Below are 17,083 nucleotides of genomic sequence, written 5' to 3' on the forward strand. Positions count from 1 at the left end.
TCATCCTTTTAGAGTTTGTTCCAACACGTGCAGGGTATGGTTGAGCTCCGCTTGCTTGGCGCGGGCATCGGAAATCTTGCGAACGGCGTGCAGCACCGTGGTGTGATCACGGCCGCCGAACAAATCGCCGATTTCCGGCAGGCTTTTCTGGGTCAGCTCCTTCGCCAGGTACATCGCAACCTGGCGCGGCAACGCGATATTGGCCGGCCGGCGTTTCGAATACATGTCGGCCACCTTGATCTTGTAGAAGTCCGCCACCGTCTTCTGGATGTTCTCGACGGTGATCTGGCCGTTGGACACGGACAGCAGATCCTTCAGGGCTTCCTTGCAGACGTCGACCGTCAGCACGTCGCGGCCATGGAAGCGGGCGTAGGCCAGGACCTTGCGCAGCGCGCCTTCCAGTTCGCGCACGTTGCTGCGCAGGTGCTTGGCGATGAAGAACGCCACTTCCTCGGGCATGGGCACGCCTTCGGATTCCGCCTTGCGCAGCAGGATCGCCACGCGCATCTCCAGTTCGGGCGGCTCGATGGCCACCGTCAGGCCGGAGTCGAAACGCGAGATCAGGCGGCTGTCGATGCCGGACAGTTCCTTCGGGTACGTATCGCTGGTGATGATGATCTGCTTGCGCTGCGCCACCATCGCTTCGAACGCGTAGAAGAATTCTTCCTGCGTGCGGTTCTTGCCGGAGAAGAACTGGATATCGTCGATCAGCAGCAGGTCCAGCGAATGGTAGTAGCGCTTGAAATCGTCGAACGCCTTGCGCTGGTACGCCTTGACCACGTCGGACACGTATTGGTCGGCATGCACATAGCGCACGCGCACCCCGGTGCCCGCCGCCACCATCGCATTGCCGATGGCGTGGATCAAGTGAGTCTTGCCCAGGCCCACGCCGCCATACAGAAACAGCGGGTTGTACGAGGTGCCCGGGTTCTCGGCCACCTGCAGCGCGGCGGCGCGCGCCAACTGGTTGGCCTTACCCGTCACGAAGTTCTCGAACGTCAGGTCGGTGTTCAGGCGCGACCGCTCGTACACGATATTGGCCGCATCCGCGTTCACTGCCTGCGCCGCGGTCGTCGTCGCGGGAGGGGGTGGGGCGGTCGATACCGTGACGGTCACCGGCGGCGCGGCGCCGGAGGGTGGCGCAGCGGACAGGTGCGTCTGCTCGGGTTGCTGCGCACGCACGGGAGCGACCGGCATGCGCGGCACGGCTCCTTGGGTGGGCAGCTCGAACAGAACCTGCACCGGACGCTTGAACCACTCCGCGGCCAACGCTTCGATCTGGTGGGAGAAATTCTTGCGCACCCAATCCAGCTTGAAGCGGTTGGGCGCGGCAACGCGCAGCACCGCCTGCGTTTCGTCGTACGCAAGCGGGACCAGCGGTCGTATCCACGCGCTGATTTGTTGGGGGGGGAGTTCCTGCTCAAGACGACTGACGCAGGTCTGCCAGAATTCTTTCATGTCGCTCTTATTCAAACCTCGATTCTACCCTGCCTGGGCAGGGGTTATCCACAGGGAGGGCCATAAGCGCCTACACTTGCCAGGCTTAACTGTTTGACAAGACAGGGAAAACTTGCTGAAATGGTGGGCTTTTCCGAATTCTGTCTGTCAGAAGGTTTCGCAGAAGGCTAACCCGTGACTCGCTCTTTATGGGCAATCGTTGCGGTTTTTAGCTTTGCTGAATAGGTCGCCTGGGAAGAAATTCCCGGTCCAGAGCCCCGTCTAAGTGATGTTTTTTGCACCCGTTGCAACAATGCGCTTTAGATACCCGCTTCTGCATTGTGCGACGTGGAACCCTCCGGGCAGGTCCCTTCTGACTTTTGTTCTTTTTGTGGATCGTCCATGAAACGTACCTACCAACCTTCCGTTACCCGCCGCAAGCGCACCCATGGCTTTCGCGTGCGCATGAAAACCCGCGCTGGCCGCGCCATCCTGAGCGCCCGTCGCGCCAAGGGCCGCAAGCGTCTGGCCGTCTAAGTCCTGGTTTTCCGGTTTTCCGGAAACCTGACTACCTGCACGGACCGGCCATATTGCAAGACCTCTCGCAATCCTGTTCCGGTTCCGCGCAAACGCCTGACCCGCAGTCCATGCCGCGCTCCACGCTTCCCCCGGAGGCGCGGCTGCATCGCCCCTCCGAGTTTGCCGCCGCCCTTAAAGGCCGGCGTCTGGCCCGAGGGGCATTCTTCATTGTGAGCTCGGCTCCCAATGATCTGCCTCCCGGCCAGGATGCGTGTGCCCGCCTGGGGCTGGTGATCGCCAAGCGCTTCGCCGCCCATGCCAGTACGCGCAACGCCCTGAAGCGGGTCATCCGAGAGGCGTTCCGCCATCGGCGCCTGGCGCTGCCGGCAAAAGACTACGTCGTGCGACTGCACAGCAAGGTCGCTCCCGCCACGCTCACCGCGCTGAAACGCGCGGCCCGAGCCGAAGTGGACGCTCACTTTGAGCGGATCGCGCGATGATCAAGGCTCTACTCATTGCCCCGATCCGGTTCTACAGGTTTTTCCTGAGTCCCTGGATCGGCAGGCAGTGCCGCTTTACTCCCACTTGCTCGGCGTATGCGATCGAAGCGATCGAACGTCACGGCGCCTGGCGCGGCTTCTGGCTGGCGGTCCGGCGCATCGGCCGTTGCCATCCGTGGTCTCCGGGCGGGCTGGACCCGGTTCCGCCGTCCAAGGGAACCAATGACGCCCCGTGCTGCTCCCACAGCCACCGCATTGAGCACGATTGACGCTAAACTGGCGGGCTTTGCTGGCCCGTATTCACTTCAGTAGGCACCATGGATATCCGACGAACCGTCCTCTGGATGATTTTTTCCTTTTCGCTGTTGCTCCTTTGGAACAACTGGCAAATCCATAACGGCAAGCCGTCGCTGTTCGGGGGCCCCACGCCCGCGGCCAGCACGAGCCAATCGCAGGCTGGCGCCAACAACGCGACGCCTTCGGTGCCCAGCGCGCCTGCTCCCGCGGCCAACGCGTCCTCAGCGGTGCCTGGCGCCGCTACCCCCGTGCCGACGCGCTCCGAAGAGGTCGTCATCACGACCGACGTCCTGCGCCTGACTTTCGACACGATGGGCGCCCAACTGGTGCGCGCCGAGCTCCTGAAGTACCCGGCGACCGGCCAGCCCGACAAGCCCACGGTGCTGCTGGACCGCTCGGCCGGCCTGAACTATGTGGTGCAGACCGGTGTGGTCGGCGCCCCTGCTGGCCAGAGCTTCCCCACGCACCAGACGCCTTTCCGCCTGGTCTCCCAGGAACGCGAACTGACCGGCGACAACCTGGTCGTCACCTTCGAGGGCGAATCGGGCGGCGTGAAGGTCACCAAGACGTTCACCCTGCATCGCGGCCGCTACGACATCGACGTGCGCCATGACCTGGCCAACGTCGGCGCCGCCCCCGTGACGCCTTCGCTGTACCTGCAGATCGAACGCGACGGCAACGACCCGGCCGACACGTCCAGCTTCTATCACACCTTCACCGGCTTCGCCGTCTATTCGGAACAGGACAAGTTCCAGAAGAGCACGTTCAGCGACATCGAAAAGAAGAAGGCCAACTACATCAAGCAGGCGGACAACGGCTGGATCGGCGTGGTCCAGCACTACTTCGCCACGGCCTGGGTGCCCCCGCAGGGCAAGCCGCGCACCAATGAATTGCTGGAAGTGCAGAAGAACCTGTACGCCGGCCGCAGCATCGAAGCCGTCGGCGACATCGCCCCCGGCGCCGCCGCGCGCGTCGATTCGCATCTGTGGGTCGGCCCGCAGGACCAGAAGGCCATGGCGGCGCTCGCCCCCGGCCTGGAACTGGTCGTCGACTATGGCTGGCTGACCATCATCGCCAAGCCGCTGTTCACGCTGATGACGTGGCTGCACTCCATCCTGGGCAACTGGGGCTGGACGATCGTGGCGCTGACCGTCCTGATCAAGGCCGTGTTCTACCCGCTTGCCGCCGCCAGCTACCGCTCGATGGCCCGCATGAAACAGGTCGCCCCGCGCCTGCAGGCCCTGAAGGAAAAGTACGGCGACGACAAGCAGAAGCTCAATGCGGCCATGATGGAGATGTACCGCACCGAGAAGATCAACCCGTTGGGTGGCTGCCTGCCCATGGTGGTGCAGATTCCGGTGTTCATCTCGCTGTACTGGGTGCTGCTGGCCAGCGTGGAAATGCGCGGCGCGCCGTGGATCCTGTGGGTCCATGACCTGTCGGTCCGCGACCCGTTCTTCATCCTGCCCGCCATCATGATGGCCACCATGTTCCTGCAGATCAAGCTGAACCCCACGCCGCCGGATCCCATCCAGGCCAAGGTCATGATGATCATGCCGCTGGTGTTCGGCGGGATGATGTTCTTCTTCCCGGCTGGCCTGGTGCTCTACTGGTGCGTTAACAACACCTTGTCGATCGCGCAGCAGTGGTCCATCACGCGCGCCATGCAGCGCAAGACGGAAGCGGCGGCAAACCGCTGATCCGCGCTCCGCGCCAAGACAAAGCCGGCCCTCGTGGGCCGGCTTTTTTCATGGCCGCGCCAGCGGAAAAGAAAGGGCGGATCCGCAATTTTCATTCCCGGGACGACAAATCGATAGTTATTATTTATCAACAAAGCAAGATCAATCAACTTCACATTGATCTCGAGCGCCCCTATGATGAGTCTGAGTTTGCCGTCCGGCGGCCGCGCCGCCGGGCTATAGCTGCAACGCCGCGCGGCCCATCCAGCGGCCCGCGCAATCCAGGAATCACTTAGGGAGTGTGCCATGACCGACAAGAAGCCTCTGACCACCGCCTCAGGCGCGCCAGTGCCGGACAACAACAACACGCTGACCGCCGGCCCCCGCGGCCCCGCGCTGCTGGAAGACTTCTGGCTGATTGAAAAACTTGCGCATTTCGACCGCGAACGCATCCCCGAGCGCGTCGTGCACGCCAAGGGCTCCGGCGCCTACGGCACGTTCACCGTCACGCACGACATCACTCGCTACACCCGCGCCAATATCTTTTCCAAGGTCGGCAAGCAGACCCCGCTGTTCCTGCGCTTTTCGACCGTGGCCGGCGAACGCGGCGCGGCCGACGCGGAACGCGACGTGCGCGGCTTCGCCATCAAGTTCTACACGGAAGAAGGCAACTGGGATCTCGTGGGCAATAACACGCCGGTCTTCTTCATCCGCGATCCGCTGAAGTTCCCCGACTTCATCCACACCCAGAAGCGCGACCCCAAGACCAACCTGCGCAACGCCACGGCTGCCTGGGATTTCTGGTCGCTCAACCCCGAATCGCTGCACCAGGTCACCACGCTGATGAGCGACCGCGGCATTCCGGCCAACCTGCGCCAGCAGCACGGCTTCGGCTCGCACACCTTCAGTTTCATCAACAGCAACAACGAACGCTTCTACGTGAAATTCCACTTCAAGTCGCAGCAGGGCATCGCCTGTCTGACCGATGAGGAAGCGGCGCAAGTGGTGGCGCAAGACCGCGAAAGTTCGCAGCGGGACCTTTTCCACAACATCGAGGAAGGCAACTTCCCGAAGTGGACGCTGAAAGTGCAGATCATGCCCGAGGCCGAAGCGGCGACCTATCACATCAATCCGTTCGACCTGACGAAGGTCTGGCCCCACGGCGACTATCCGCTGATCGAGATCGGCGTCCTGGAGCTGAACAGGAACCCCGAGAATTACTTCGCCGAAGTCGAACAGGCGGCCTTTACCCCGGCGAACGTGGTCCCGGGAATCGGCTTCTCGCCCGACAAGATGCTGCAGGGCCGCATCTTTTCCTACGGCGACACGCACCGCTACCGCCTGGGCATCAACCACCACCAGATCCCGGTGAACGCGCCGAAGTGCCCGTTCCACAGCTATCACCGCGACGGCGCCGGCCGCGTGGACGGCAATGCGGGGTCGACGATCAATTACGAGCCCAACAGCGCCGGCGAATGGAAGGAAACCCCGTCGGCGGCCGAACCGCCCCTCGCGCTCGACGGGCAGGCCGCGGCGCGCTGGAATCACCGGGTGGACGATGACTACTACTCGCAGCCGGGCGCCTTGTTCCGCCTGATGACGCCCGCGCAGCAGGAGCTGCTGTTCGGCAACATCGGCCGCCACATGGCGGGCGTGCCCGAGGCGATCCAGCGCCGTCAGCTCGAACATTTCAGGCGCGCCGATCCGGCGTACGCCGAGGGTGTCGCCAAGGCGCTTGGACTGAAGCTGTAACCGTCAGGCCGGGCAATAAACAAGGGGCGGTCCGCGGACCGCCCCTTTTTTCTGTTCCCTGCAGCTTGGCCGGACCTCAGCGCTGCATGCCCCAGCGCCGGACCGTCAGGCGCTCGAGCGTATCGAATCCCAGGTTTTCCACAATCAGGCCGATGATGACCACCGCCGCCAGGCCGGCGAACACCCGGTCTGTGTATAACTCGTTGCGGTTCTGGAAGATGTACCAGCCCAGTCCGCCCTTGCCGCTGGAAGCGCCGAACACCAGCTCGGCGGCAATCAGCGTGCGCCATGCGAACGCCCAGCCTATCTTCAGGCCGGCCAGGATGGCCGGCAGGGCAGCGGGCACCAGGATCTGCAGCACATAGCGCAGCCCGGTCAGCCCATAGTTGCGCCCCGCCATGCGCAGGGTCTCCGACACGCCGAGGAACCCCGCATAGGTGTTCAGCGCCAGCGCCCACAGCACCGAGTGGATCAGCACGAACACCAGGCTGCCTTCGCCCAGCCCGAACCACAGCAGCGCCAGCGGCAGCAGGGCGATCGCCGGCAGCGGATTGAACATGGCGGTCAGGGTGGACAGCAGGTCACGCCCGAATCGGGTCGACACCGCCAGCGTGGTCAGCACGAAGGCCAGCGCCACGCCGGCCAGATACCCTTGCACCAGCACGCGCAGGGACTGCCCGGCGCGCGCCAGCAGTTCTCCGCTGGCAATGCCCTGCACGAAGGCCTGCGCGGTCTGCCAGGCGCCGGGCAGCAGCAGATCATTATCGGTATAGCGCGCCGCCAGTTCCCACAGACCAGCCAGCAGCGCCAGGATCACCAGCTTGCGCAGGCTGGCGTGCTGCCACAGGCGTTCGTGCCAAGGCAGCGGCGTTTCGGCGGCCTGCGGCGGCAGCGGCGGCAGGTCGTACTCCACTTCGGGACGGACAGGGACGGAACCGGCGTACGTGCTGTTCATGCGTATTCCTTCACGCCGCCGCGCGCTCGGCCCGCGCAAGGGACGGGCTGTCGAACAGCAGATCATGGATGCGCCGCGACGCCGCCTGGAACGCGGCGGAACCCTGGCTATGCAGGTCGAAGCCATGCGCGTTGAGTTCGGCGCGCACGCGGCCGGGATGCGGCGACAGCAGCAGTATCCGGCTGCCCAGCACCAGCGCCTCTTCGATCGAATGGGTGACGAACAGCAGCGTGAAGCGCACGTCTTCCCACAGCGCCATCAACTCTTCCTGCATGCGCCGCCGCGTCAACGCGTCCAACGCCGCAAAAGGTTCGTCCATCAGCAAAACGCGTGGCTGCATCGCCAGCGCCCGAGCAATCGCCACGCGCTGCTTCATGCCGCCGGAAAGGGTGTGGGGATAGGCATCGGCAAACGCCGACAGCCCCACCTTGTCCAGATAGTGCATCGCGCGCTCATCGGCTTCTCGCCGGTTCAGCTTGCGCGAGGCGACGAGCGGAAAGGCGACGTTCTGGCGCAGCGTCTTCCAGGGGGGAAGCTGGTCGAATTCCTGGAACACCACGATGCGGTCGGGGCCCGGGCCCCGCACCGCCTTGCCGTCGACCTGGATCCTGCCTTCGGTGGGTTCGATGAATCCGGCAATGGCCTTGAGCAGTGTCGACTTGCCGCAGCCGGACGGTCCGAGCAGGATGAAACGCTCGGCGCCGTGCACATCGAAACTTACCTGGTGGGTTGCGCGGACGCGCCGTTCGCGCGTCTTGTATTCGATCGACACCTTATCCACAGCCAGCAGGGGCGTGGCCTTTTCGATCTTATCCACAGGGCCGGCGGCGTGCAGCGTCATGATCAGCTTCCCTGGGCGGTGACCGGATCATCGAAGAAGTAGTCGCGCCAGCTGGCCGGCGCGTTCTTGATCGCGCCCACCTTGTGCATGAACTCGGCCAGCGCAAACGTGTTCTGCGGTTCCAGCTTGAACTGCACGTCGGGGTTCTTGATCACTTTGATCAGGAAGTCGCGATCCTGCTTGGCGCCCGTGACGCGCAGGTAGATGTCCGCCGCCTTCTCGGGGTTGGCGGCGGCAAAGCCGGCCGCCTCCTTGAGCGCTTCCTGGAAGGCCCTGTAGGTCTTGGGATTGTCGCGCCGGAACTTCTCGGTGGCGAACAGCACGGTGGATGAACTGGGGCCTCCCAGCACGTCATACGAATTGAGCACGATGCGGGCCTTGGGGTTCTCGGCCAGTTCCTGCTCCTGGAAAGGCGGATTGCCGAAATGCCCGGTGATTTCCGTGCCGCCGGCAATGATGGCCGCAGCCGCATCCGGGTGCGGCAGCGCCACCGAAATCCTGTCCAGCTTGTTGAATTGCGCATCGCCCCACAGCTTGGCCGAGGCCAGCTGCAGCACACGCGACTGCACCGACACGCCCACGGCCGGCACCGCGATGCGGTCCTTGTCCGTGAAATCGGCGATCGTCTTCACGTTCGGGTTGTTGGTAACCAGGTAGTAGGGAAAATTGCCCAGCGACGCCACGCCCTTCACATTCTGCTTGCCGTGCGTGCGGTCCCAGATCGTCAGCAGCGGTCCCACGCCCGCCCCCGCGATATCCACAGCGCCGGAGAGCAGGGCATCGTTCACGGCCGAGCCGCCAGACAGCTTGGCCCATTCGACCGAGATATCCACACCTTCGGCCTTGCCGTGCTTTTCGATCAATTGCTGATCGCGCGCCACGTTCAGCAGCAGATAGACGATGCCGTACTGTTCGGCGATGCGGATGCGCCCTTCGGCCATCGCAGGCGTGGGCGAAGCCAGCGCAAGCACCGCAAGAATCAGCGCCAGGCCGGCGCCGGTGGCGGTCTGGACCAGTCGATCCCGTAGTGTGGAGGACAAACGCATGGCGTTCCTTGTGGATAAGTGGTGGCGACGGTGGAAGGACCGGTTTTCAGAAGGGCACATCGCCCTCGATGGTCGTGCGGTAGAGCTTGCGGCGCAGATGGTCCGGCGTGCCGCCCGCCAGGTGGATCAACGAGCGGTTGTCCCAGAACACCAGGTCATGCGGCTGCCATTTGTGCCGATAGATATGCTCGGGACGAACGCTGTGCGCAAACAGCTCGCTCAGCAGGGCGCGGCTTTCGTCTTCCGGCAGGCCCTCGATGCGCGTGGTGAAGCCTTCGCTCACGAACAGCGCGCGGCGCCCGTTTTCCGGGTGCGTACGCACCACCGGATGCACCACTTCCTGAACCTGCGCGATCTGCTGCGCGCTCAGGTTGGGACGCCAGTTGCCTTCCTTCTGCAGTTGTCCGTACTGCGCCAGGTACGAATGCACGCCACGCTTGCCCTCGATCGCGGTCTTGAGCGCCGCGGGCAACGTGTCATACGCAAGATGCATGTTGGCGAACAAGGTGTCTCCGCCCTCTGAAGGAAGCTCCTGCGCATGCAGCAGCGACCCCAGGCTGGGCAGCTCCTTGTACGAAATGTCCGAGTGCCAGTACTTGCCCGCATCGCCCAGTCCGATCGGCTTGCCGTCTTCCAGGATGTTGGAAACCGTCAGGATCTCCGGATGGCCGGGCAAGTGGAACTGGTGCAGCACGTGGATCATCAGGCGGCCGAAGCGGCGGCTGAAGTCGATGTGCTGCTGCGGCGTGATGCGCTGGTCGCGGAACACCAGCAGATGGTGGTCCAGGTGCGCCTTGTGGACACGCGCGAAATCGGCGGGCGTCAATTCGCGCGACAGGTCCAGCCCGATGATCTCGGCGCCGACGGGGCCGGGCAGGGGGCGCAGTTCAAACGACTGCGCCTGGGGGAAGGGGGCGGCGTCTGCTTCGCGCCGCAAGGCGTTGCTCTGGGACATCGATCGCTCCGGTTCGCCTTGCGGCATTTCTGGAACGGTCGATTATGGAAACCGCGTCTTCTATCTCAAACGAAGTTATCGGCGTTTGAACAAAGCTTCACGTCATATAGCAGGAAGCCGCGGGGGAATGCCCGCGGCTTCCTGGCGAACCGCATATAAGCAAATAGCGTATCGGTCCTTACGAGGCCGGCATGAACGCTTCCACCAGCTTCACCCAGTAGGTTGCGCCCACGGGCAGCAGCGCGTCATTGAAGTCATAGTTGGGATTGTGCAGCTGGCAAGGCCCCATGCCGTGATAGCTTTCCATGCGGTGGTCGCCGTCGCCATTGCCCAGGAACAGGTACGACCCCGGAATGGCCTCCAGGAAGAAAGAGAAGTCCTCGGCGCCCATGAAGGGCGGCATGTCGCGCAGCACGTTTTCGGCGCCGAAGGCGTCTTCCGCCACCTTGGCCGCAAAGGCCGTTTCCTTTTCCCAGTTCACCAGCGGCGGATAGGCCCGCACGAAGTCCAGCTCGCCCGTGCCGCCGTAGACCTGCGGCAAGGTGGTGGCGATGCGCCGCATGTCTGCTTCGATCTTGTCCAGGGTCTCGACCGAATAGGTGCGCACCGTGCCGCGCAGCACCGCCTCGCCGGGAATCACGTTGTACGCGTCGCCGGCGTGGATCTGCGTGATCGACAGCACCGCCTGTTCAAGCGGGTTCTTGCTGCGCGAGATCACCGTCTGCAGCGCATGCACCATATCCGCGGCGACGATGATGGGATCGACCGACGCATGCGGCTGGGCGGCATGGCCGCCCACGCCCTTGATGACGATATCCCAGCGATTGCTCGACGCCATCGTCGGCCCCGAACGGAAGCCGAACTGATTGACGGGCATGCCAGGCATGTTGTGGATGCCGAACACCGCGTCGCAGGGGAACTTGTCGAACAGCCCGTCCTTCATCATGGCCCGCGCGCCGGCGTTGCCGCCTTCTTCGGCGGGCTGGAAGATGAATACCACGGTACCGTCGAAATTTCGGTGCGTGGACAGATACTGCGCCGCGCCCAGCAGCATCGTCGTGTGCCCGTCATGGCCGCAGCCATGCATGCGGCCGCTGATGGTGGACTTGTGGGCGAAGCGGTTGTGTTCGGGCATCGGCAGCGCGTCCATGTCGGCGCGCAGGCCGATGGTCTTCTTGCCGCTGCCCGCGCGCAGGATGCCGACCACACCGGTTTTCCCCAGGCCCGTGTGGACTTCCAGCCCCCACTCGCGCAGGCGCTCGGCCACCAGGCTGGACGTGCGCGTTTCCTGGAATGCCAGTTCGGGATGCGCGTGGATGTCCCGGCGCAATGCGGTGAGATCACCGTGCACCCGTTCGATTTCGGCTATGGTTTTCATGGCTGTGGATAAGCAGTATTGGTTGATGGATGGCGCGTGCCCTGACGGCCTGCCGATGCGGGAATTCTCGCGCCGCGCCCCTTGCCGCGTCCAGCCCTTTTTTGGAGCAGGCCTCAGGCAAGGTCATTCAAATGGCACGCGCTGTGCTGCCCCGGCGCGATCTCGCGCAGCAGCGGGCGCTCTGCCTTGCAGCGCGGCATCGCATGGGGACAACGCGGATGAAACGCGCAGCCGGTGGGCGGATCCAGCGGCGAAGGCAGTTCGCCCTTGATCGGCTGATACGTGCGCCGCCCCGGCGTCAGCGTCGGAAGTTCCTTCAGCAAGGCCTGCGTGTAAGGATGATTGGCGCGCGTGAATACCGTGTCGGTCGGGGCCAGTTCCACGATCCGGCCCAGGTACATGATCGCCACCCGGTCCGAAATATGGCTGACCACGCTCAGGTTGTGGCTGATGAAGAGATAGGTCAGGTCGAGGTCGGAACGCAGTTGTTCGAACAGATTCAGCACCTGCGCCTGGATCGACACGTCCAGCGCCGCCACGGCTTCGTCGCAGACGATCACCGAAGGCTTGAGCGCCAGCGCCCGCGCAATCCCGATGCGCTGGCGCTGGCCGCCCGAGAACTGGTGTGGATAACGCTGGGCAAAACTCGGATCCAGCCCGACCTGGCGCATCAGGCCGGCCACGTACTCTTCCTTGTCGCGCGATCGGATCAATCCGTGCGCCGCCGGCGCTTCGCCGATGATCTCGCGCACGCGCATGCGCGGGTTCAGGGACGCATACGGATCCTGGAAGATCATCTGCACGCCCAGCTCGTACGCGCGCCGCTCCGGGCCGGTCATGCCCTGCACGGGCTTGCCGCGGTAGTGCACCTGGCCGGCGGTGGGCGGCAGGATGCCCGACACGATGCGCCCCAGCGTGGATTTTCCGCAGCCCGATTCGCCGACGATGCCGATCACTTCACCGGGCTTGACCTCCAGGTCCACCCCGGCCACCGCGTGCACGACCTGCGTCTTCAGGCCGGCTCCGAGCAGGTTCGCAATGCGGCCGGCCAAGTCCACCGGCTGCACGAAGCGCAGTTCGACCTCGCGCAATGCGAGGATAGGGGTTGGGTCGCGCTGCACGATGCTCATCTGGCGTCAGGGCCTCCGGCGTGCCAGCAGCGCACCCATTGCGCCGGGCGGACTTCCACCGGCATCGGTTCGACCAGACAGGCGTCCGTCGCGCGCGGACAGCGTCCGCGAAACGCGCAGCCCTGCGGCAGGTTGAGCAGCGACGGCGTCATGCCGGGAATCGGCACCAGCGGCTTTCCGCGGGATTGCGGCGTGGGGATGGACGCGATCAGTCCATGCGTATAGGGATGCATCGGATGGCTGATGACGGCTTCGGTGCTGCCCGTTTCCACGACGCGCCCGGCGTACATGACCGACACCCGATCAGCCAGGCCCGCCACCACCGCCAGGTCGTGCGTGATCCATATCAGTCCGGTGCCGGTTTCGCGGCACAGCTTCTGCACTTCGAAAAGAATCTGGCCTTGTATCGTGACGTCCAGCGCGGTGGTGGGCTCGTCCGCGATGATGAGGCGCGGCGAATTCAGCAGTGCAATCGCGATCGCGACGCGTTGCCGCATGCCTCCCGACAACTGGTGCGGATAGGCGCGCAGGCGTTCCTGCGGCGACGGTATGCCCACCATCGACAGCGTCTGCAGGGCGCGCTGGCGCGCCGCCTCGCGCGATGCCTTGCCGTGCGCCTGCACCGCTTCGATCATCTGCGTGTCCACGCGCAAAACCGGATTCAGAGTCATCATCGGGTCCTGGAAGATCATTGCGATCTCCTTGCCGCGAAGCTGCCTCCAGCGCGCGGGCGAAGCCGCACGCAGGTCTTCTCCGTTAAGCAGCAATTGGCCGTCGACAATGCGCCCGGGCTCGTCCAGCAGGCCCATCAGCGAAAAACCGGTAATGCTTTTTCCGGATCCCGATTCCCCCACCAGCCCCAGGATCTCTCCTTCGGCCAGGCTGAGGTCCACGCCGTCGACGGCTTTTACCACGCCGTTGCGCGTGAAGAAGTGCGTCTTCAATCCCCGCACTTCCAATATGGGCTTGGGACTGGCCGAGGGCTGTTGCACCGCCTGTGTAAGCATCGACCCCGTCCTTAGTTCGCGTGCCGCGGATTGAGCACATCGCGCAGGTGATCGCCCACCAGGTTGATCGCGATAATGGCCAGCGCCAGCGCAATGCCGGGAAAGAAGGAAATCCAGTACTGGCCGGACAACAGGTATTCGAAGCCGTTGTAGATCAGCATGCCCAGCGACGGCTCGGTCACCGGAACGCCCACGCCCAGGAACGACAGCGTGGCTTCCAGCGCGATCGCATGGGCCAGGTCGATCGTGGCGATCACGATGAGCGGCGGCATGCAGTTCGGCAGCACATGGCGAAACAGCACGCGCCCCCACGACAGCGACATGCAGCGCGCCGCCTCCACGTATTCCTTGCCGCGCTCCACCAAAGCGGCCCCTCGCGCCGCTCTTGCGAAGTAGGCCCATTGCACGACGATCAGCGCGATGATCACCTTATCCACACCCTTGCCCAGAATGGCCAGCAGCATCAGCGCGACCAGGATGGCGGGGAACGACAACTGGATATCCACAATCCGCATCAGCAGCGCATCGATGCGCCCTCCAAAGTAGGCGGCGATCAGGCCGACGGTGGCGCCGATGCCGAACGCCGCCAGCACCGACACTGCCGCCACCATCAGGCTCGTGCGCATGCCGTAGAGGATGGCGGAGAACAGGTCCCGCGCCAGACCGTCGGTGCCCAGCCAGTGGCGCATCGAACCGTCGCCGCTTTCGCTGCCCGGCTTGAGCTTGGAGTCCATGATGTCCAGGCTCGCGAGATCGTAGGGATTCTGCGGCGCGATCCAGGGGGCGAGCAGCGCTGCCCCGACGATGACGACCAGCATCACCAGGCCCAGCGTGGCCAGCTTGCTGGCAAAGAAGTCCGATACGAATCGGCGCCAGGGCGACTGTTCCTTGGCGGGGACGGGCGGCGCGGCGGCGGCGGCGGGCGTGGTCATCGGCGGCTGTCCAGGCGTACGCGGGGATCCAGCACCGTATAGATGATGTCCACCACGAGATTGAGCATGACAAGGAAGAACACGATGAGCAGCAGGTAGGCCACCACCACGGGCCGATCCAGATTGATGATGGAATCGATCAGCAGCTTGCCCATGCCGGGCCACGAAAACACGGTTTCCGTCACCACGGCGAAGGCCATCACCTGGCCGAACTCCAGGCCCGCCACGGTCACCACGGGAATCAGGATGTTCTTGAGCAGATGCACGCCCAGCACGCGCCTTTCGGACAGGCCCTTGGCGCGCGCGAACTTGATGTAGTCCATGGGCAGGGCCTCTCGCGTCGCGGCGCGCGTGACGCGGATGATCATCGCGCACTTGGCGAAGGCAATGGTCGCGGCCGGCAGCGCCAGGCTGAGCCATCCGTCGAAAGTCAGCACGCTCAGCTGCAGCGAGCCGATGCTGACGGTTTGCCCGCGGCCGCCGGCCGGCACCCAGCCCAGCATCACGGCAAACACCATGATGAGCATCAGGCCGACCCAGAAGTTGGGAAGCGAAAAACCCAGCACGGATCCGGTCATGATGGCGCGCGATCCCACCGCCGCGGGCTTGAGGCCCGCAAGAATTCCCAGCGGCACGCCGATCAGGACGGACAGCAGCATCGCCACACAGGCCAGCTCCACCGTTGCCGGCATGCGCTCAAGGATCAGGTGCATGGCCGGCTCGCCGGTCAGGAAGCTGTTGCCGAAGTCGCCGCGCACGGCCTGGCTCATGAAGATCAGGTACTGCCGCCACAGCGGCTGGTCCAGGCCCAGCGACGCGCTGATCGCGGCGCGCTGCGCTTCCGTGGCTTCCGGGCTGGCCAGCATGGACACCGGATCGCCCACCATGTAGATGCCTGCGAAGACCAGCGCCGACATGGCGAGCATGACGACGATGGTCTGCAGGAGCCTTCTTACTATCGTTGCAAGCACGAGTTGTCGCCCGCCCCGCGCGCTACTTCTTCAGCGTGGCGAACTGCGCCAGCGTGACCTGATCGGGACGGCCCTGATAGCGGATGTCGTTCTTCATGGCCCATACCGACAGCTCGAAATGCACGGGCAGCATGGCGAAGTCGTCCATGGCGATATTGCTGGCCTTGGACAGCAGTTCGGCGCGCTTGGCGTCATCCATGGTGGACGACGCTTCCTTCACCAGATCATCCATCTTGGGGTTGGAATAGCGGCTGCGGTTGGTGGTGCCCTGGCCGGCTTCGGGATTGCGCGTCATCAGCAATGACGTCAGCGCATTGGACATCTCGCCGCTGGTCACGGACCAGCCCGCCAGGTAGGCCGAAAACGCGTAGCTGTCGCGATTCTTGAAGAACACCGGCGGGGCCATCGCGTCCACGCTGGTCTTCACGCCGATGCGTGTCCACATCGAAGCGATCGCCTGCGCCACCTTGGAATCGTTGACGTAGCGGCCGGATGGCGAACCCAGCGTGATCGAAAACCCGTTCGGATACCCCGCTTCCTTCAGCAGCGCCTTGGCCTTTTCGACATCGGCCTTGGGGGCCTTGGAATGTTCCTTGCTGGATCCGAACATCGGATAAGGCAGCAGGTTGCCCGCGGGCAGCGCCACGCCGCCCATCACGCGTTCCACCAGCGCATCGCGATTGATGGCCAGCGACAGCGCCTCGCGCACGCGCTTGTCTTTCATCGGGTTCTTATCGGTGCCCTGAATGCCGGGCGAGGGCTCGGCATACTGATCCAGCGCCACATACACCACGCGCACGGACGGCGTCTCTTCGACGAACAGCTTCTTGTCGCCCTTGAGCTTGGGCAGGTCGTCGGTCGGAGGATCCTCGATCATGTCGACGTCCCCCGCCAGCAGGGCCGCCACGCGTGCGGCGGCGTTGCTGATGGGTCGGTAGACCACGCGGTCCCATTCGGGTTTCTTGCCCCAGTAGTTGTCATTGCGGGCCAGGACGAATTCCGCGCCGCGCTTCCAGGACACGAATTTATAGGGACCGGTTCCGACCAGGCCGTCGCCGCTGTTCAATTCCGTGGTGGTCTTGCCTTCGGCCGCGGGCCCGGACGCCGCCTTCTTGGACATGATCGGCAACTGCGCCAGGTTCACCAGGAGGTTCGGCGCGACATCCTTGGTGGTGATGCGCACGGTCATCGGGTCGACCGCTTCGGTCTTCGCGACGGAACCCAGGTACAGCGTGAACGGCGACGGACTGTTCGGCACCTTGGGCACGCGGTCATAGGTGAATACGACGTCTTCGGCCGTGAACGGCGTGCCGTCGGAGAACTTCACGTTGGGCCGCAGCTTGAATGTCCACACCTTGCCGTCCACGGTCCATGATTCGGCCAGGGAGGGCTGCGGCTTGAGTTGCGCGTCGGTCGCAACCAGGGTGTCGAAGATGGTCTGGGAGATCTGCGTGTTGGGCGTCAGCGCGTGATACTGCGGATCCATCGAAGACGGCTCGGTCTTCAATGCGATCACCAGATCGCGGGCCATGGCCGAACTGAATGTGCCGAAGGCCAGCATTACCGCGGCCGAGCCGCAGGCCAAGACACGCGAAAACCGAGATGCCATCGTGATCTCCCAGAGTTGTTTCGGGTTTTGAACCTCGGGGCCACAGTAACCAGCAAACAACGCGCCGCGCAACAG

At 64.1% G+C, this 17,083-nt stretch carries 17 protein-coding genes; 6 read left to right on the top strand and 11 right to left on the bottom strand.

What is annotated here, in order from left to right:
- Window positions 1-1,458, bottom strand: coding sequence for a chromosomal replication initiator protein DnaA (dnaA, locus tag ABE485_RS00610; protein WP_346512736.1), 1,458 nt, complete (start codon window positions 1,456-1,458; stop codon window positions 1-3).
- A gap of 381 nt (window positions 1,459-1,839) precedes the next feature.
- On the opposite strand from dnaA, the gene rpmH reads away from it, so the two are divergent.
- From rpmH to ABE485_RS00640, 6 genes are all read left to right on the top strand, one after another.
- Window positions 1,840-1,974 carry a 50S ribosomal protein L34 gene (gene rpmH, locus ABE485_RS00615; RefSeq protein WP_006228069.1) on the top strand — a complete coding sequence of 45 codons (135 nt, stop codon included), beginning with the start codon at window positions 1,840-1,842 and terminating at the stop codon, window positions 1,972-1,974.
- A gap of 110 nt (window positions 1,975-2,084) precedes the next feature.
- Window positions 2,085-2,456: a ribonuclease P protein component gene (locus tag ABE485_RS00620; RefSeq protein ID WP_171666587.1), complete on the top strand. Its 372-nt coding sequence runs from the start codon at window positions 2,085-2,087 to the stop codon at window positions 2,454-2,456.
- Window positions 2,453-2,725, top strand: a complete 273-nt coding sequence (gene yidD, locus ABE485_RS00625) for a membrane protein insertion efficiency factor YidD (RefSeq protein ID WP_008157530.1) — start codon at window positions 2,453-2,455, stop codon at window positions 2,723-2,725. The genes ABE485_RS00620 and yidD overlap by 4 nt, the downstream gene beginning before the upstream one ends.
- 48 nt (window positions 2,726-2,773) lie before the next feature.
- A complete protein-coding gene (gene yidC / locus ABE485_RS00630) occupies window positions 2,774-4,453 on the top strand; it encodes a membrane protein insertase YidC (protein ID WP_346512738.1) in 1,680 nt (559 codons plus the stop codon).
- A 50-nt stretch (window positions 4,454-4,503) separates the two neighbouring features.
- Window positions 4,504-4,728: a hypothetical protein gene (locus tag ABE485_RS00635; RefSeq protein ID WP_346512740.1), complete on the top strand. Its 225-nt coding sequence runs from the start codon at window positions 4,504-4,506 to the stop codon at window positions 4,726-4,728.
- Window positions 4,729-4,738: 10 nt separating this feature from the next.
- Window positions 4,739-6,184: a catalase gene (locus ABE485_RS00640; RefSeq protein WP_346512742.1), complete on the top strand. Its 1,446-nt coding sequence runs from the start codon at window positions 4,739-4,741 to the stop codon at window positions 6,182-6,184.
- 76 nt (window positions 6,185-6,260) lie between these two features.
- Here the strand turns inward: ABE485_RS00640 and ABE485_RS00645 are convergent, their stop codons facing one another.
- The 10 genes from ABE485_RS00645 to ABE485_RS00690 form a co-directional block, all read right to left on the bottom strand.
- The gene (locus ABE485_RS00645) at window positions 6,261-7,139 is read right to left on the bottom strand and encodes an ABC transporter permease (protein ID WP_346512744.1); all 879 of its coding nucleotides are present in this window, start codon (window positions 7,137-7,139) and stop codon (window positions 6,261-6,263) included.
- Window positions 7,140-7,149: 10 nt separating this feature from the next.
- Window positions 7,150-7,980 carry an ABC transporter ATP-binding protein gene (locus ABE485_RS00650; protein WP_346512745.1) on the bottom strand — a complete coding sequence of 277 codons (831 nt, stop codon included), beginning with the start codon at window positions 7,978-7,980 and terminating at the stop codon, window positions 7,150-7,152.
- A 2-nt stretch (window positions 7,981-7,982) separates the two neighbouring features.
- On the bottom strand, window positions 7,983-9,026 hold the full coding sequence (locus ABE485_RS00655; protein ID WP_346512747.1) for an ABC transporter substrate-binding protein: 1,044 nt from the start codon (window positions 9,024-9,026) through the stop codon (window positions 7,983-7,985).
- Between the two features lie 46 nt (window positions 9,027-9,072).
- Entirely contained in the window at window positions 9,073-9,981 is a 909-nt protein-coding gene (locus tag ABE485_RS00660) for a TauD/TfdA dioxygenase family protein (RefSeq protein WP_346512749.1), read from the bottom strand.
- A 178-nt stretch (window positions 9,982-10,159) separates the two neighbouring features.
- A complete protein-coding gene (locus tag ABE485_RS00665; RefSeq protein WP_346512751.1) occupies window positions 10,160-11,359 on the bottom strand; it encodes a M20 aminoacylase family protein in 1,200 nt (399 codons plus the stop codon).
- Between the two features lie 113 nt (window positions 11,360-11,472).
- Complete coding sequence (locus ABE485_RS00670) at window positions 11,473-12,489, bottom strand: ABC transporter ATP-binding protein (protein WP_346512753.1); 1,017 nt, start codon at window positions 12,487-12,489, stop codon at window positions 11,473-11,475.
- Window positions 12,486-13,496 carry an ABC transporter ATP-binding protein gene (locus ABE485_RS00675; protein ID WP_346512755.1) on the bottom strand — a complete coding sequence of 337 codons (1,011 nt, stop codon included), beginning with the start codon at window positions 13,494-13,496 and terminating at the stop codon, window positions 12,486-12,488. Before ABE485_RS00675 ends, ABE485_RS00670 begins: the two co-directional genes overlap by 4 nt.
- A gap of 11 nt (window positions 13,497-13,507) precedes the next feature.
- Complete coding sequence (locus tag ABE485_RS00680) at window positions 13,508-14,428, bottom strand: ABC transporter permease (RefSeq protein WP_346512757.1); 921 nt, start codon at window positions 14,426-14,428, stop codon at window positions 13,508-13,510.
- Window positions 14,425-15,399: an ABC transporter permease gene (locus tag ABE485_RS00685; RefSeq protein WP_346512759.1), complete on the bottom strand. Its 975-nt coding sequence runs from the start codon at window positions 15,397-15,399 to the stop codon at window positions 14,425-14,427. The genes ABE485_RS00680 and ABE485_RS00685 overlap by 4 nt, the downstream gene beginning before the upstream one ends.
- Window positions 15,400-15,421: 22 nt before the next feature.
- Complete coding sequence (locus tag ABE485_RS00690) at window positions 15,422-17,008, bottom strand: ABC transporter substrate-binding protein (RefSeq protein ID WP_346512761.1); 1,587 nt, start codon at window positions 17,006-17,008, stop codon at window positions 15,422-15,424.
- Window positions 17,009-17,083: the final 75 nt, after the last annotated feature.

Origin of the sequence: Achromobacter spanius, assembly GCF_039673305.1 — a bacterium.
GTDB classification, from domain to species: domain Bacteria; phylum Pseudomonadota; class Gammaproteobacteria; order Burkholderiales; family Burkholderiaceae_B; genus Achromobacter; species Achromobacter spanius_F.

What these genes read in the sequence shown, in the direction of transcription:
- dnaA (WP_346512736.1), bottom strand. Translation starts at nt 1,458, where the DNA reads ATGAAAGAATTCTGGCAGACCTGCGTCAGTCGTCTTGAGCAGGAACTC.
- rpmH (WP_006228069.1), top strand. Translation starts at nt 1,840, where the DNA reads ATGAAACGTACCTACCAACCTTCCGTTACCCGCCGCAAGCGCACCCAT.
- ABE485_RS00620 (WP_171666587.1), top strand. Translation starts at nt 2,085, where the DNA reads ATGCCGCGCTCCACGCTTCCCCCGGAGGCGCGGCTGCATCGCCCCTCC.
- yidD (WP_008157530.1), top strand. Translation starts at nt 2,453, where the DNA reads ATGATCAAGGCTCTACTCATTGCCCCGATCCGGTTCTACAGGTTTTTC.
- yidC (WP_346512738.1), top strand. Translation starts at nt 2,774, where the DNA reads ATGGATATCCGACGAACCGTCCTCTGGATGATTTTTTCCTTTTCGCTG.
- ABE485_RS00635 (WP_346512740.1), top strand. Translation starts at nt 4,504, where the DNA reads ATGGCCGCGCCAGCGGAAAAGAAAGGGCGGATCCGCAATTTTCATTCC.
- ABE485_RS00640 (WP_346512742.1), top strand. Translation starts at nt 4,739, where the DNA reads ATGACCGACAAGAAGCCTCTGACCACCGCCTCAGGCGCGCCAGTGCCG.
- ABE485_RS00645 (WP_346512744.1), bottom strand. Translation starts at nt 7,139, where the DNA reads ATGAACAGCACGTACGCCGGTTCCGTCCCTGTCCGTCCCGAAGTGGAG.
- ABE485_RS00650 (WP_346512745.1), bottom strand. Translation starts at nt 7,980, where the DNA reads ATGACGCTGCACGCCGCCGGCCCTGTGGATAAGATCGAAAAGGCCACG.
- ABE485_RS00655 (WP_346512747.1), bottom strand. Translation starts at nt 9,026, where the DNA reads ATGCGTTTGTCCTCCACACTACGGGATCGACTGGTCCAGACCGCCACC.
- ABE485_RS00660 (WP_346512749.1), bottom strand. Translation starts at nt 9,981, where the DNA reads ATGTCCCAGAGCAACGCCTTGCGGCGCGAAGCAGACGCCGCCCCCTTC.
- ABE485_RS00665 (WP_346512751.1), bottom strand. Translation starts at nt 11,359, where the DNA reads ATGAAAACCATAGCCGAAATCGAACGGGTGCACGGTGATCTCACCGCA.
- ABE485_RS00670 (WP_346512753.1), bottom strand. Translation starts at nt 12,489, where the DNA reads ATGAGCATCGTGCAGCGCGACCCAACCCCTATCCTCGCATTGCGCGAG.
- ABE485_RS00675 (WP_346512755.1), bottom strand. Translation starts at nt 13,496, where the DNA reads ATGCTTACACAGGCGGTGCAACAGCCCTCGGCCAGTCCCAAGCCCATA.
- ABE485_RS00680 (WP_346512757.1), bottom strand. Translation starts at nt 14,428, where the DNA reads ATGACCACGCCCGCCGCCGCCGCCGCGCCGCCCGTCCCCGCCAAGGAA.
- ABE485_RS00690 (WP_346512761.1), bottom strand. Translation starts at nt 17,008, where the DNA reads ATGGCATCTCGGTTTTCGCGTGTCTTGGCCTGCGGCTCGGCCGCGGTA.